Below are 14,598 nucleotides of genomic sequence, written 5' to 3'. Positions count from 1 at the left end.
CTCCGTCATGCTGCTCGACGGCATCGTTCCTGCGCCCGGGCTGCTCGCCGCCTATTCGCTCGCCTGCTTCGTCCTGTTCATCACGCCGGGGCCGGACATGAGCCTCTTCCTGGCCAAGACGATCGCGGGCGGCCGGCGGGCGGGGCTCCTCTCCATGCTGGGGGCGATGGCCGGATGCTGCATCCACACGCTCCTTGCCGTGATCGGCGTCTCGGCGCTGCTCGCCGCCTCCGCGACCGCTTTCGCGGTCCTGAAGATGGTGGGTGCGGCCTATCTCCTATGGCTCGCGGTCGATGCCATCCGCAACGGCTCGGCGCTGCGGATGCGCGAGACCGGGCGGCAGGAGCTCTCTGCCTGGCGCACCTTCCTGCTGGGATTCGGGGTGAACCTGACGAATCCGAAGATCGTGCTCTTCTTCGTGACCTTCCTGCCGCAATTCGTGGACGCTGCGAACCCGCACGCCTCGGGCCAGCTCGTCTTCCTGGGCCTCTATTTCGTGGCCTTCTCGACCCCGCTCGCGGCGGTCCTCGTGCTGGGGGCCGAGCGGACGATCGCCCTTCTCACCCGCCACCCGCGCGTAATGCGTGCGATCGACTACGTCTTCGCGGGCGTCTTCGGCGCCTTCGCGCTGCGGATCGCGACCATGCCGGGGCGGTAGGATCGCGCACCGTGACGGCGGGCGGCGTTCAGCTTCCTTGACAGCGGCAGGCACCCGTCCATATAGGGCGCCTCCCGGTCGGACCCGCGGATGGCGGAGTAGCTCAGCTGGTTAGAGCAGAGGAATCATAATCCTTGTGTCGGGGGTTCGAGTCCCTCCTCCGCTACCATCTTTCCCCACTGACGCCCTGACGCCGCTCGGGTAGTCCCGCTCCCAGCAGCCGGGCGCACGGTAGCCGGCAAGACCGAAGGATCAGACGCCGATCCGTGGCGGCTTGTGGCGATCGAGACCGATCGCGATGTTCTTGGTCTCCATGTAGATCTCGAAGGCGTAGTCGCCGCCGTCCCGGCCGATGCCGCTCGCCTTCACGCCGCCGAAGGGAGTGGGCAGGTGGCGGACGTTCTCCGAGTTCACCCAGACCATCCCGGCTTCGACGCTCTCCGAGACGCGATGCGCGCGGCCGACATCCCCGGTCCAGATATAGGCGGCGAGGCCGTAGCGGACGTCGTTCGCGATGCGCACGGCCTCGGCCTCGTCCTCGAACGGGATCGCGGTCAGGACCGGCCCGAAGATCTCCTCCTGGGCGATCCGCATCTGGCTCTCCGCTCCGGTGAAGAGCGTCGGGCAGACGTAGTTGCCGGCCCCGTCCATCGCCCGCCCGCCCCCGAAGGCGATGGTGGCGCCGCCGGAGCGGGCATGGTCGGCGTAGCTCAGGACCTTGTCGACGTGGCGGCTGTGGATGAGCGGCCCGATCTCCGTCTTCGGGTCGAGGGGATGGCCGACGCGGATCCTCGCCACGCGCTCCTTCAGGCGGGCCGTGAAGTCCGGATAGATGGAGCGCTGGACGAGCGCGCGGCTCGACGAGGTGCAGCGCTGGCCGTTCAGGCTGTAGATCATGAACAGGACGGCATCGAGCGCACGGTCGAGATCGGCATCGTCGAAGACGATCACCGGGTTCTTGCCGCCGAGCTCGAAATGCACCCGCTTCAGCGTCGGCGCGCCCTGCGCCATGATGTGGCTGCCGGTGACCGACTCGCCCACGAAGGCGATGGCCTTGATCGCGGGATGCTCGGTCAGCGCCTTGCCCGCGCTCTCACCGAAGCCGTGGACGAGGTTGACGACGCCCTTCGGGAGCCCCGCCCCGTCGAAGACCTCGCTCATCACCTCCGACAGGACGACCGCGCTGAGCGGGCTCCACTCGGCCGGCTTGTGGACGACCGTGCAACCCGCCGCGAGCGCGGGCGCGATCTTCCAGGTCGACAGCATGAAGGGGGTGTTCCAGGGCGTGATCACGCCCACCGGCCCGATCGGCTGGCGGATCGTGTAGTTGAGATGGGTGGCGGTCGGAAGGGAGAGCCCGTCCCGGGCTGCCGGGGCCTTGTCGGCATAGAAGCGGAAGTTCTCCGCGCCGCGCAGCGCCGCCTTCGCCATGTAGCGGATCGGCTGGCCCGTATCGACGCTCTCGACGAGCGCGATCTCCTCGGCCCGCGCCTCGATGCGGTCGGCGACCGCGTGGAGCAGCTCGCGCCGCTTCTCGCCGTCGAGGGCGCGCCAGGCCGGGAACGCGGCCTCGGCCGCGCGCGCAGCCTGGTCGATCTCCGCGGCTCCCCCGCCGGCGACCCGGCAGAGAACGGAATTGTCGTGCGGGTCGAGATCGTCGAACGCCTCGCCGGATCGGACCTCCTCGCCCGCGATCCGGTGCGCCACGACGCCGTCCCGGAAGCGGGCGAGGAAGCGCTCCGCCTTGCGCAGGTTGTCACCGGCCGCATCGTTCCTGAGCGGCATGTTCATGTGAGGCGTCCCGATCACGCGGTATTTATCATGTTAATTATACCCTCGTCCGAGGGTCAACGTCACCCTGCGCCGAGCGGAGCCGCCCCGGGCGCGCGGGAGACATGGCGCGCCCGATGGGGTAGCAGGTGACGAACGTCCTGGCGCCGGGTTTCCAGCCAGGCGTTCGGGGAGGAGCAGGCACGTGGATCTCGGACTTCGGGGAAGGACCGCGCTCGTCACCGGGGGGTCGAAAGGCATCGGCTTCGCATGCGCCAAGGCTCTGCTGGACGAAGGCTGCCGGGTCGCCATCGCGTCGCGCTCGCGTGAGAACGTCGATCGCGCCTGCTCCGCCTTGTCGATTGCGGGCGGCTACTGCGCGGACCTGACGGATGCGCGGGAGGCGGCGAGCCTTGCCGACCGGGTCGAGCGCGAGCTCGGCCCGATCGACATCCTGGTCAACAGCGCCGGCGCGGCGCGCCGAACCCCGCCGGACCAGCTCACGCCCGAGAGCTGGCGCGCCGCCATGGACGCGAAGTTCTTCTCCTACATCAACGTGGTCGACCCGGTGATCAAGCGCATGGCGGCGCGCCGCGCCGGGGTCGTCGTGAACATCATCGGCAATGGCGGAAAGGTGGCCTCGCCCATCCACCTTCCGGGCGGCTCCGCCAATGCCGCGCTCATGCTCGCCACCGCGGGCCTGGCCCAGGCCTATGCGGAGGCCGGCGTCAGGGTCGTCGGGATCAATCCCGGCCTGACGGACACGGAGCGCGTTGCCGGCGGCATGGAGGCCGACGCAGCCGCGAAGGGCATCAGCGTCGAGGAGGCCCTCAAGCAGGGCGTCGCACGCATCCCCCTCGGCCGCATGGCCAAGCCTCGGGAGATCGCCGATTTCGTCGCCTTCCTCGCCTCCGACCGGGCGAGCTACCTGACGGGCGTGAACGTCACGATGGATGGGGCGCTGACCGCGACCATCGTCTGAGCTCCGGAAGACGGGGGCTGAGGTTCCGGCGGATGCCGCCGGGAGGCCGGGCGGTCATCGGCCGGGCTTGGGCGAGCGATCGAGCCGCCGGTTGAGGGCGAGGAGCGCGCCCGAGACGATGGTCGCGACGACGATGAGAAGCGTGGCGAGCGCGACCACCGTCGCGACGTCGTTCGTCTCCATCGCCTTGACCAGCAGGTAGCCGATGCCCCGCTGCGACGCGAACATCTCGCCGATCAGGGTCCCGAGCAGAGTGAGCGAGAACCCGATGCGCAGGCCGGACACGATCCCCGGCAGCGCGGCGGGCAGCATGATCCGGCCAGCCGTCTGAACGGGCGTGAGACGCATCGCGCGCGCCGCCCGGAGATAGACCGGGCGTATGTTGCGCACCGCTGCCATCGTGAACACCGCGACCGGCACGATCCCGTGGATGACCCCGAAGGCGATCTTCGCCGAGATCCCGAGCCCGAAGAGAAGGAGGATGATGGGATAGAGCGTGATCTTCGGGATGGCGTAGAGGGCGACCAGGATCGGCTCGGCCACCTCGGCCGAGAGGCGGTGCGCGCCGAGCAGGAGCCCGATCGCGAGCCCGGCCGCGAAGGCGATCGCAAGGGCCGAGAGGAAGGCGCGTCCGGTCTCCCAGGCGTGGCCGCCGAAATCGGAGGACGACATGATCGCCCAGAGCTTCGCAAGGGTCGCCGCAGGCGCCGGAAGCACCGCCGCGCCGACCACCCAGCTCCCGAACTGCCAGAGCGCCAGGAGGCCGAGCAGCACGAGCGCGGAATCGCCCAGGCGGCCCGCCCGCCGCACGGCGGGGGGCGAGGCGGGGACCGGGACGTCAACGTCCGCCGCGGCGCGCATAGAGCTTTTGCTCCCAGGTCCAGAGGCTCATGTTCAGCGTGCAGACGAACGCGAACAGGAGCAGCATCAGCCCGTACATCGTGAGGTTGTCGAAGGAGTTGTACGCGAAGGCGATCGCGAAGCCGATGCCCGAGCCGGCCTGCACGAATTCCCCGGCGATCACCCCGATGAAGGAATAGGCGACCGCGAACTTGACGGCCGTGAACAGCCAGGGCGCGATCGCCGGGACGGTGATCCGGAGCAGGGTCTGCCGCGGGCTGAGCCGCAGGACGCGGGCCGTGCGCATGAAGACCGGAGGCAGCCGGTCGAGCCCGTCCAGCGTGTTGATCGCCACCGCCACCACGGCGAACAGGAAGCCGATCGCGACCAGCGGCCAGCGGTTCAGGCCGAACAGCACGATGAAGACCGGATAGAACACGAAAGTGGGGACGGCGTAGTAGCTCGCCAGCAGGGGATCGACGGCGCGGCGGAAGCGCGGCAGGCGATGCAGCGCGACCCCGATCGCGAAGCCGGCGATCACGGACAGGAGGAAGGCGAGGGACACGGTGGTCAGCGTCTCGGCGATGTGGCCGCGCGCCTCCTGCGTCCCGAGCACGCGCCAGGCGCCGCGCACCATCTCGCTCGGGGCGATGACCGCCTGGCGGTTGACGTAGCCGGCCCGGCAGGCGGCTTCGAGCGCCGCCACCGCCCCGACCAGGACGCCGATCCGGATGATGCCGGCGCGGGTCACCGAGCAGCCGCCAGAGCGCGCATGGACTGATCCCGGAGCCCGGCCCAGATCCGGCCCGTCAGCTCGCCGAACTCCGGACGGGAGACGATGCGGCTGTCGCGCTCGCGCGGCCAGCCGGTCTCGACGAGATCGATGAACGTGCCCGGCCTCGCCGACATCACGCCGATCCGGTCCGACAGGAGGGCGGCCTCGTCGAGCGAGTGGGTGATGAGGAGAACCGTCGCGCCCGTCTCGCGCCACAGGGCCAGGAGCTCGTCTCCCATCAACAGCCGCGTCTGCTGGTCGAGAGCCCCGAACGGCTCGTCGAGGAGCAGGAGGCGCGGACGCGTCACGAGCGTGCGGGCGATGCAGACGCGCTGGCGCATGCCGCCGGAGAGCTGGGCGGGGTAGGCGCCGGCGAAGGGCATCAGGCCCATGAAGGAGAGCGTGTGCTCGACCCGGGCCCGGACTTCGTTCTCGGGCAGCCCGGCCTGGCGGGCCGCGAAGGCCGCGTTGTCGTAGGCGGTCAGCCACGGGAAGCTGGCATCCTCCTGGAACACGACCCCGATCCCGTCCGGAACCTGGCCGCGCACGGGCTTGCCCTCGAAGGCGATGGTTCCGGACGATGGCGGGGCAAGCCCCGCCATCACGTCGAGCAGGGTCGATTTCCCGCAGCCGGAGGGTCCGACGACCGAGAAGAACTCGCCGGCCCTGAGTTCCAGGTCGATGGGCCCGAGGGCGTGGACTGGCTTGCCTGCCCCTCCGGCGGGATAGACGCGCGTCACCCCGGAGAGGCTAGCCTGGACGGTTGAGCTGGAACCCATCTTCGTCAGGATTTCGGCTTCCGCTTCAGATCGTCGGGCAGGTAGCTCTCGTCGACATACTTGCTCCAGTCGAACGGGCCGGCTCCGACCGCCTTCACGAGCTGCAGGCCGCGCAGCATGACGTCCATGCCCTCGTAGTCGAACCCGCCGGGGCTCCAGTACTCCCCCTTCACGGCAAGGATGTCGTCGATCGACTTCTTCGCATGTTCGAGCGGTATCTTGTACTCCTTGGCCATGATGGCTGCGGCCTCGGCGGGGTTCTGGCGGATGAACTCGACGCCCTTGCGGCGCGCCACGATGAGCTTGCGGATGAGGTCCGGATTCTTCTTCAGGAATTCCGTCTTCACGACGCCGACGGTTTGGGTGACCCGCGGCACCCAGTCAGTCGACGTGAAGACGTGGCGGAAATTCGCCTCCTCCTTCGCCCAGACCGGCTGCGTGATGTAGGTCATATCCACCCCGCCCTCCCGCAGGGCGGCCACGCCCGCGCCGATGCCGCCGATCGGACGCCGCTCGACCTGGCCGGTCAGCTTGTTGTCCTCGAGCATCATGGTCGTGATCATGTCGGTGACGGACTTCGGGCTCGAATAGCCGAGCTTCTTGCCCTTCAGATCCTGGACGGTCTTGATGCGCTCGTCGTCCTTACGCGTGACCCAGACCTGGTCCGCGACGCTCAGGACGCCGCCATGCACGATGGTGAGTTCGAGGCCCTGCTGTGCGGCCGCGATGACGGCCGGCAGAGCGACCTCGCCGTAGGGGAGCTCGGAGGCGAGCGCGTTGCGCACGGTCGTGCCGCCGCCGGCGGAGGTGAGGAACCCTGTGACGTCGATCCCGGCTTCCTTGAAGTACCCCTTCTCCTTCGCCACCGCGTAAGGCACGCCGTACATGCCCGTGCCGAAATGGGTGACGTTGAGCTCGACTGCCTGCGGCGCCGTCGCGGTTGCGACCGCGAAGGCCGCGGCGATTGCCCATCTGCGCATGCTTTCCCTCCCGAATGGCGCGCTTTGCGGCGCCGCTGACGTTCGTTCACTCTAATCGACACGCTGGGGCCGCGGACGGCAACCCCGGCGATCCCACGCTCCGGTCAAAGCCAGGGATGGCGCCTGTCGTGCTCGCGCTCGAAGGCCTCCATCCTGTCCCGGTAGCGCAGCGTCAGGTCGATATCGTCGAGCCCCTCCAGCAGGCATTCCTTCCGGAGCGGGTCGATCTCGAACCGGTCGGCGTGGCCGTCCGGCCCCGTCACGGTCTGGGCCGCCAGGTCGATCGTGACGATGCTTCCGGGACGGGCCGACAGGATCTCCAGGAGCGCCGCCACGCGCTCCGGCGGAAGCACGACCGGCAGGAGCCCGTTCTTCAGCGCGTTGTTATAGAAGATGTCCCCGAAGCTCGGCGCGACGACGGCCCGAATGCCTCCGTCCCAGAGCGCCCAGACGGCGTGCTCGCGCGAGGAGCCGCAGCCGAAATTGCGCTCCGCCACGAGAATGCGTGCATGCGCGAATTCCGGCCGGTCGAGCACGAAGGTGCCGCCGTCCCGGCCGGAGCGCAGGTCGCTGAAGAGGGTATCCGCGAAGCCGTCGCGCCTGGCCTTCCAGAGGAACCGGGCCGGGATGATCTGGTCGGTGTCGACATTGGCCGAGGGAAGCGGCGCTGCCACGGCCGAGAGGGTGCGGAACGGCTCCATCAGGCGCCTCCCTGCAGAAGGCGGCGCACGTCGGTGAGCCGCCCCGTGACGGCCGCGGCGGCGGCCATGGTCGGGCTCACGAGGTGGGTGCGCGCTCCCCTCCCCTGCCGGCCGACGAAGTTCCGGTTCGAGGTCGAGGCGCAGCGCTCGCCGGAGGCGACGAGGTCGCCGTTCATGCCGACGCACATCGAGCAGCCCGCGTCCCGCCACTCGAAACCGGCGTCGCGGAAGATCCGGTCGAGGCCCTCGGCTTCGGCCTGAGCCTTCACCAGCCCGGACCCGGGCACGACCATCGCGGGCACGACCGAGCGGCGGCCATCCACCACCCGGGCCGCAGCCCGCAGATCCTCGATCCGGCTATTGGTGCAGGAGCCGATGAACACCCGGTCGATCGCGATCGCGTCGAGCCGCGTGCCGGGCGTGAGGCCCATATATTCCAGCGCGTGGACCATGTCCGTCCGCCGCTCGCGGTCTGCGACCTCGGCCGGGTCGGGGACGCGCCCGGTGATCGGGAGCGCGGCTTCGGGGCTCGTGCCCCAGGTGACCATGGGCGCGATCGAGGACGCGTCCAGCGTCAGCTCGCGGTCGAAGCGGGCGCCCTCGTCCGTCGGCAGCCTGCGCCAATGCGCCAGCGCCGCCTCCCAATGTTCGCCCTTCGGGGCGAAGGGCCGTCCCTCGAGATAGGCGAAGGTCGTCTCGTCCGGGCTGATCATCCCGGCCCGCGCGCCGGCCTCGATCGACATGTTGCAGATCGTGAGGCGCGCCTCGACCGAGAGGCTGCGGATCAGCGAGCCGGCATATTCGATGACGTGGCCGGTCCCGCCCGCCGCCCCGATCTTGCCGATGAGCGCGAGGATGACGTCCTTCGACTGGACCCCGGGCGCGAGCGCGCCGTCGATCGTGACGCGCATCGTCCTCGGCTTCTTCTGCCAGAGCGCCTGGGTCGCGAGCACATGGGCGATCTCGGAGGCGCCGATGCCGAAGGCGAGCGCGCCGAGCGCGCCATGGGTGGCCGTGTGGCTGTCGCCGCAGACGAGGACGGTGCCCGGCTGCGTGATCCCCTGCTCCGGCCCGATCACGTGGACGATGCCCTGGCGGATGTCGTCCAGCGCGAACAGGGTCATGCCGGTCTCGCGGGCGCCGGCCTCGAGCGCCCGGATATGGCCGGCATGGGGCGACGCCGAAAGCGGATCCGGACCCGCGCGCCCCGTGGTCGGCGCGTAGTGGTCCGGCACCGCGAAGGTACGGTCCGGCCGCCGGACAGGCAGCCCGCGCTCGGCGAGTTCGCCGATGATCACGCCGGCGACGTCGTGTATGAGATGCCGGTCGACATGGAGCAGCGTCGAGCCGTCCTCGCGCTCGACGATCGCATGCGCCGACCAGATCTTGTCGAAGAGCGTCCTGGGCGTCCCCATGCGCCCCTCCCCTATTCGGCGGCGATGCGCGGGGACGGCGGGCGGAAGCGGTCGCGCAGCGGGTCCCAGTCCGCCGATCCCATGCGCCGGAACATCTCGCCCGGCGACATCCTGGCGTCGAGCTGCGGATGGCGGCCGGCATCGCGAAGCTCCGCCAGCACCTCGTCGCAGCGGCTGATGACCGCCGCCATCAGCACGCCCGGCAGGATGGCGAGGCGGTAGCCCATGCGGTCCGCCTCCGCGAGGTCGACCTGGGGCGTCTTCCCGGCCCAGGCGAGGTTGAGCAGGCACGGCCCCTTCACGAGCTTCGGCACGGCGGCGATCTCATCGAGCGTCTGCGGCGCTTCGAGAAAGGCCATGCCGGCGCCCGCCTCCAGGGCCGCGTTGCAGCGGCGGACGGCCTCCTCCAGGCCCATCCCGGCACGTGAGTCGGTGCGGGCGATGATGGTGAAGTTCGGGTTCCGCTTCGCGGCGACCGCCGCCCTGATCTTGGCGATGTAGTCGTCGAGCGGGATGACGACCTTGTTGTCGAGGTGGCCGCAGCGCTTGGGGAATTCCTGGTCCTCGATATGGATGCCCGCGACGCCCTTCTTCTCGTATTCCCGTACGGTCCGGGTGGCGTTCAGTTCGTTGCCGAAGGCGGTATCGGCATCTGCGATGACCGGGACGTCGACCGCGTCCGCGATCCGGCCCGCATTCTCGGTCATCTCGCTCATCGTCACGAGCCCGTAATCGGGGAAGCCGAGCGTCGCGGCCGTCCCCGCGCCCGTCATGTAGACGGCGTCGAAACCCGCCTGGGCGATCAGCCGGGCCGTGATGCAGTCATAGGCGCCCGGAGCGACCACCATCCCCCCGCTCTTCAGCCGCTCGGCGAACCTGTCGGCAGCGTTCATCATCCTGTCATCCCCGTATCCTGTGAGCGGCCGTCGCCGATCTCGAACAGCGCTTTGACCTCGATCGGGATGTCCGCGTCGAGGTGGCCAGCCCGATGGCGGACCGGACAGGCCTGATGCCGAGGCCGAGGAAGCTCGCGCAGATTGCCGGGCCGGCGAACAGCCAGACTGCGCCGAAGACGAGGTCCAGCTGCCTCACTCGATCCTCCCCTGCTGGATCGCATGTTCGCGATCGGCTTTCCGCCCTTCGGCAGAGACTGCGCAACGGCCGTGCCACGCAGGGGAATGGCGACACGGCCGCCTAAGTCATTGAACCGGCGGCCGGACCAAGCTGCGACCTCCTCCCGTTGCGACTTGCTGCCCGTTTCACGGACGGAGCGATCCGTCTCATGAAACGTTTCACGTCGCCCGGCGCTCCAGCTCCTGCATGTGCCGCCAGAGCGTCGCCCGGCTGATGCCCAGGCGGCGCGCCGTCTCCTGCCGCCGCCCGCCGGTCTCGGCGAGAACCTCGTCGAGCCGCTCGCGCCAGTCCGCGGCGCTCCCTGCCGCCGGAGGTGGCTGCGGCAGCGCGAAGAGCTCGGGGCAATCCTGCGCGAGATATTCGAGGGATGCCGGCCCATCCGCCTGGCCGTGAGCCAGGAGCACGGCCAGGCGCTCGCACAGATTCTCCAGCTCCCGGACATTGCCGGGCCATCGGTACGCCACCAGGCGCGGCAGGAGGGCTGCGAAGAGTTCCGGATCGAGCGTCGATCCGAGACGCCGGAGGCAGCGGGCGAGGAAGGTACTCGCCAGCTCCTCGACATCCTCCGCCCGATCCCGGAGCGGCGGCACCTGCAGCCGCAGGATGTTGATGCGGTAGTAGAGGTCCGACCTGAACCGCCTCTCCTGGATGAGAAGGTCGAGCGGCTGATGCGTCGCGGCGATGATCCGGACGTCGACCGGGATCGGCCCGACGCCTCCCAGCCTGACGATCTCGCGCTCCTGCAGCGCCCGCAGGAGGCGCGTCTGCAGCGGGGGCGCCATGTCGCCGATCTCGTCGAGAAAGAGCGTTCCGGTATGCGCGGCCTCGAACAGGCCCGGCTTGCCGCCGCGGCGTGATCCGGAGAAGGCGCCTTCCTCGTAGCCGAACAGCTCGCTCTCGAGCAGCGTCTCCGGGAAGGCCGAGCAGTTGACGGCGACGAAGGGCCGATCGGCGCGCCTGCTCGCGCTGTGGATCGCCTGGGCGAACAGCTCCTTGCCGGTGCCGCTTTCGCCGGAGATGAGAACGGTGATGTCGGTGGCGGCGAAGCGGCGCGCCGTCTCCCGCGCCCGCTGGAGAGCGGGCGAGCTGCCCTTCAGATCCGCGAAGCTGTAGCGGGCGGCGGGGGACTTCTCCTTCCGCTTCTGCGAGCGCAGGCTCGTATCCGCCTCGCGGATGGAGCGCGCATCCTGCAGGGTCAGCACCGCTCCGGTGATCTGGCCACGCTCCCGGATCGCCGACCGGCCCCGGACCCAGTCGCGGCGCGCGACGCGGATCACCTCGCCCCGATCCGGCTCGCCGCTCTCCAGCGTGCCCAGGAGGGACAGTTCAGCCGGGTAGCGGTCGAGCGGCTGGCCGAGGAGCTCCGCCCGGCTGCCGCCGAGCACCCGCTCCATGGGCGTGTTGAGCGCCACGATCCGGTGCCTCCGGTCCACCGCCAGCACCGCTCCCTCCAGGCTCTGGAGCACGCCGTCGAGCTGGGCGTAGCGCGCCCGCTCGAGCCGGGCGACCCGGCCGAGCTCGAGCGCATCTTCGATGCCCTGCCGCACGGAGGAGAGCGAATAGGAGAGGATGGCCGTGAGCCCTTCCTTCTCAGCGCTTTCGCACACGATGCTGGAGCCGATCACGACCGGGTAGCCATGTGCGGCGAGTTCGCGCACCGCCTCCTGCGCCTCCGCCGGGGTACGATAGGCCTTCTGGGCCACCTCGACGCGCAGGAGGTCCCGCACCTGGTCGAGTTCGGGGACGGTCTGGCGATAGCTCACGACGCCGACGCGCCGCGTGATCTCGCGCGCCTTCAGCATCGCGAGCATGATGTCGTATCCCGTGACCTTGATGACCGCGACGGGCGTGGACAGCGAGCCGCGCAGGAAGCTGGCATTCGCGCCGGCGCTCACGAAGGCGTCGATGGTGCCGCTGCGCTCGCGGGCGCGCGCGATGGCGAGCGCCGCCTCGAAGGATTCGTCGATGACCTCGAACTGAGCCCGGTCGCCATATTCCTCGATCACCGAGCGCGCGAGGCGGCTCAGGTGACGATAGCTGAGGAAGCAGAGCCGGATCGGCCCCTCCGCCTCCGCAAGAGGTGTCTGCATCGCCGGCCTCCCGTTTCACCGACGTCTCACGCGTCTTCGTGAAACGTAGCATGCCGGGAGGTGACAACGTCAAACGCGAGCCGTGTCAGTCACTTGCACGACCGTCGCGGTGGCATGGCGGTTGCCGTGCCGTTGCCTTAGACCGGCGATTACCCGCACTTCTTCTCCGATCCCGCTCGGACCGAAGATTGCGACGAGCCGCGTCATGCGGGTCGCGATCACCTGACCTCCGAGGCGCCCTGGACCGACATGACGAGCAAGCCAGCCATGACAGACGACAGCCCTGCCGGCGCGGCCCAGGCAGGCCCACTTTCGGACCTTCGCGTGCTGGAGATGGGCCAGCTCCTTGCCGGTCCCTTCTGCGGTCAGTTGCTGGCGGATTTCGGCGCCGAGGTGATCAAGATCGAGCAGCCCGGCACCGGCGACCCGATGCGGGAATGGGGGCGCGAGAAGCCGCACGGGCAGTCGCTCTGGTGGCCCGTGATCGCCCGCAACAAGAAGTCGATCGAGATCAATGCCCGCGTTCCCGAGGGGCAGGAGATCATCCGCGAGCTGGTGAAGCGCTCCGACATCCTGATCGAGAATTTCCGGCCCGGCACGATGGAGAAGTGGGGCCTCGGCTACGAGGCGCTGGCCGCCGTCAATCCGCGCCTCATCATGATCCGCGTCTCCGGCTACGGCCAAACTGGGCCCTATTCCAGGAACGCCGGCTACGGCGCGATCGGCGAGGCCATGGGCGGGCTGCGCTACGTGGTCGGCGATCCGTCCAACCCGCCATCCCGCACCGGCATCTCGATCGGCGACACGCTGGCTGCGACCTTCGCCTGCCTGGGCGGCCTGATGGCCCTGCATGCGCGCGAGCGCACCGGACGCGGGCAGGTCGTCGACAGCGCCATCTACGAGGCCGTCCTCGCCGTGATGGAGAACCTCGTCACCGAATACGACAAGACCGGCTATATCCGCGAGCGCACGGGCTCGATCCTGCCCAATATCGCGCCCTCCAACGTCTACCCGACCAAGAGCGGCGTCTTCGTGCTGATCGCGGCCAACCAGGACACGGTCTTCAAGCGCCTCGCGGCCGCGATGGGCCGGCCGGAGCTGGCCGAGGATCCGCGCTACGCGACCCACACGGCGCGCGGCCAGCGCCAGGCGGAGCTCGACGCCATGATCGCGGAATGGACTTCCGGCTTCGAACGGGAGGAGCTCGGGCGGCTGCTGGACGAGCACGGGGTGCCGCGCGGCGACATCTACCGTGCCCCCGAGATGCTGGAGGATGCGCATTTCAAGGCGCGCGAGGCGATCGTCCAGGTGGCGCATCCGCGGCTCGGGATGCTGAAGATGCAGAACGTCGCCCCGCGCCTGTCGGCGACGCCCGGCCAGGTCAAGCGCGCCGGGCCGGACCTCGGCGAGCACAACGACGAGGTGTTCGGCGGGCTGCTCGGCATGGGGGCGGACCGGATGGCGAGGCTCGCCCGCGAGGGCGTCATCGGCGCCGGCCGGCGCGAGGCTGCGTGATGTCGGGCCCGACCGGAAACGGCGTGCGGCCGAAAGAGGTCGAGATCGTCGAGGTGGGGCCGCGGGACGGGCTCCAGAACGATCCCCAGCTCGTTCCGACCGACGTGAAGATCGAGCTGATCCGCAGGCTGGCCGCGACCGGGCTGCGGCGGATCGAGGCGACGAGCTTCGTGCATCCCAAGCGCGTGCCGCAGATGGCGGATGCCGAGGAGGTCGTGCGCCGCCTGGGCGATATCCCGCATCTGCGCCTGTCGGCCCTGGTCCTGAACGAGCGCGGCTTCGACCGGGCGCTCGCGACCGGAGCCTTCGCCGAGATCACCTTCGCGGCGGTGGCGAGCGAGACCTTCAGCCAGCGCAACCAGGGCGCGACGGTCCAGGAGAACCTGGAGACCTGGCGCGCCATCTCGCGCAGGGCCGAAGCGGCGGGACTGTTCCGCTCGGTCACGATCGCGGCGGCCTTCGGCTGCCCCTTCGAGGGCGAGGTCCCGGTGGCGCGGGTCGCGGATCTGGCCCGCGCGGTGGCCGATATCGGGACCGAGGAGCTGTCGCTTGCCGACACGATCGGGGTCGGCGGCCCGGCGGATGTCGAGATCCGCTTCGCGGCCATCCGCGACGCCGCGCCCGGGATGAAGCTGCGCGCCCATTTCCACAACACGCGCAATACCGGCTACGCCAATGCCGACGCCGCGCTCAGAATGGGCGTGTCGGCCTTGGACGCGAGCCTCGGCGGGATGGGCGGCTGCCCCTTCGCGCCCGAGGCGACCGGCAATATCGGCACGGAGGACCTCGTCTATATGCTCGACCGCAGCGGCGTCGCCTCCGGGGTCGCGTTCGCGGGCCTGCGCGATACAACCGCCTGGCTCGAAGAGCGGATGGGCCGCCGCCTTCCGGCCCAGACGGCACATTGCAGCATCTTCCCGCCTGTCCCGGCATGATCCTTCGGGGCCTTCCCGCCGGCC

13 protein-coding genes and 1 tRNA gene are annotated in these 14,598 nt (G+C 69.8%); 5 read left to right on the top strand and 9 right to left on the bottom strand.

From position 1 onward, the window contains the following. Positions 1–7 precede the first annotated feature (7 nt). Both HJG44_RS12030 and HJG44_RS12025 read left to right on the top strand, forming a co-directional pair. Positions 8–658 carry a LysE family translocator gene (locus HJG44_RS12030; protein ID WP_171218603.1) on the top strand — a complete coding sequence of 217 codons (651 nt, stop codon included), beginning with the start codon at positions 8–10 and terminating at the stop codon, positions 656–658. Between the two features lie 92 nt (positions 659–750). Beyond that, a tRNA-Met gene (locus HJG44_RS12025) sits at positions 751–827 on the top strand. Positions 828–910: 83 nt separating this feature from the next. On the opposite strand, the gene hpaE is transcribed toward HJG44_RS12025, so the two are convergent. Beyond that, the gene (gene hpaE / locus HJG44_RS12020; protein WP_171218974.1) at positions 911–2,443 is read right to left on the bottom strand and encodes a 5-carboxymethyl-2-hydroxymuconate semialdehyde dehydrogenase; all 1,533 of its coding nucleotides are present in this window, start codon (positions 2,441–2,443) and stop codon (positions 911–913) included. A 190-nt stretch (positions 2,444–2,633) separates the two neighbouring features. Between hpaE and HJG44_RS12015 the strand changes: the two genes are divergently transcribed. Then, the gene (locus HJG44_RS12015; protein WP_171218602.1) at positions 2,634–3,410 is read left to right on the top strand and encodes an SDR family oxidoreductase; all 777 of its coding nucleotides are present in this window, start codon (positions 2,634–2,636) and stop codon (positions 3,408–3,410) included. Between the two features lie 54 nt (positions 3,411–3,464). Here the strand turns inward: HJG44_RS12015 and HJG44_RS12010 are convergent, their stop codons facing one another. The 8 genes from HJG44_RS12010 to prpR all read right to left on the bottom strand — a co-directional run bounded on the left by HJG44_RS12010 (position 3,465) and on the right by prpR (position 12,124). Continuing rightward, positions 3,465–4,271 (bottom strand): ABC transporter permease, encoded by an 807-nt coding sequence (locus HJG44_RS12010; protein WP_171218601.1) that lies wholly within the window; start codon positions 4,269–4,271, stop codon positions 3,465–3,467. After that, the gene (locus HJG44_RS12005) at positions 4,249–5,001 is read right to left on the bottom strand and encodes an ABC transporter permease subunit (RefSeq protein WP_171218600.1); all 753 of its coding nucleotides are present in this window, start codon (positions 4,999–5,001) and stop codon (positions 4,249–4,251) included. Before HJG44_RS12005 ends, HJG44_RS12010 begins: the two co-directional genes overlap by 23 nt. Next, on the bottom strand, positions 4,998–5,804 hold the full coding sequence (locus HJG44_RS12000) for an ABC transporter ATP-binding protein (RefSeq protein WP_171218599.1): 807 nt from the start codon (positions 5,802–5,804) through the stop codon (positions 4,998–5,000). The genes HJG44_RS12005 and HJG44_RS12000 overlap by 4 nt, the downstream gene beginning before the upstream one ends. Positions 5,805–5,809: 5 nt before the next feature. Further along, entirely contained in the window at positions 5,810–6,784 is a 975-nt protein-coding gene (locus HJG44_RS11995; RefSeq protein WP_171218598.1) for an ABC transporter substrate-binding protein, read from the bottom strand. Between the two features lie 104 nt (positions 6,785–6,888). Beyond that, positions 6,889–7,485 (bottom strand): 3-isopropylmalate dehydratase small subunit, encoded by a 597-nt coding sequence (gene leuD, locus HJG44_RS11990; RefSeq protein WP_171218597.1) that lies wholly within the window; start codon positions 7,483–7,485, stop codon positions 6,889–6,891. Further along, positions 7,485–8,900 (bottom strand): 3-isopropylmalate dehydratase large subunit, encoded by a 1,416-nt coding sequence (gene leuC / locus HJG44_RS11985; protein WP_171218596.1) that lies wholly within the window; start codon positions 8,898–8,900, stop codon positions 7,485–7,487. The genes leuD and leuC overlap by 1 nt, the downstream gene beginning before the upstream one ends. Positions 8,901–8,911: 11 nt before the next feature. Continuing rightward, positions 8,912–9,796 carry an isocitrate lyase/PEP mutase family protein gene (locus HJG44_RS11980; RefSeq protein ID WP_210261067.1) on the bottom strand — a complete coding sequence of 295 codons (885 nt, stop codon included), beginning with the start codon at positions 9,794–9,796 and terminating at the stop codon, positions 8,912–8,914. A gap of 396 nt (positions 9,797–10,192) precedes the next feature. After that, complete coding sequence (gene prpR, locus HJG44_RS11975) at positions 10,193–12,124, bottom strand: propionate catabolism operon regulatory protein PrpR (RefSeq protein ID WP_171218595.1); 1,932 nt, start codon at positions 12,122–12,124, stop codon at positions 10,193–10,195. A 267-nt stretch (positions 12,125–12,391) separates the two neighbouring features. Between prpR and HJG44_RS11970 the strand changes: the two genes are divergently transcribed. Next, on the top strand, positions 12,392–13,639 hold the full coding sequence (locus HJG44_RS11970) for a CaiB/BaiF CoA transferase family protein (RefSeq protein ID WP_171218594.1): 1,248 nt from the start codon (positions 12,392–12,394) through the stop codon (positions 13,637–13,639). Continuing rightward, on the top strand, positions 13,639–14,574 hold the full coding sequence (locus tag HJG44_RS11965) for a hydroxymethylglutaryl-CoA lyase (protein WP_171218593.1): 936 nt from the start codon (positions 13,639–13,641) through the stop codon (positions 14,572–14,574). The genes HJG44_RS11970 and HJG44_RS11965 overlap by 1 nt, the downstream gene beginning before the upstream one ends. Positions 14,575–14,598 lie beyond the last annotated feature (24 nt).

This window comes from Enterovirga aerilata, from assembly GCF_013044135.1.
In the GTDB taxonomy this organism is placed as follows: Bacteria; Pseudomonadota; Alphaproteobacteria; order Rhizobiales; family Beijerinckiaceae; genus Enterovirga; species Enterovirga aerilata.
Note: the sequence above shows the minus strand (reverse complement) of the source record. Positions and strands in the feature narration are given on the sequence as shown.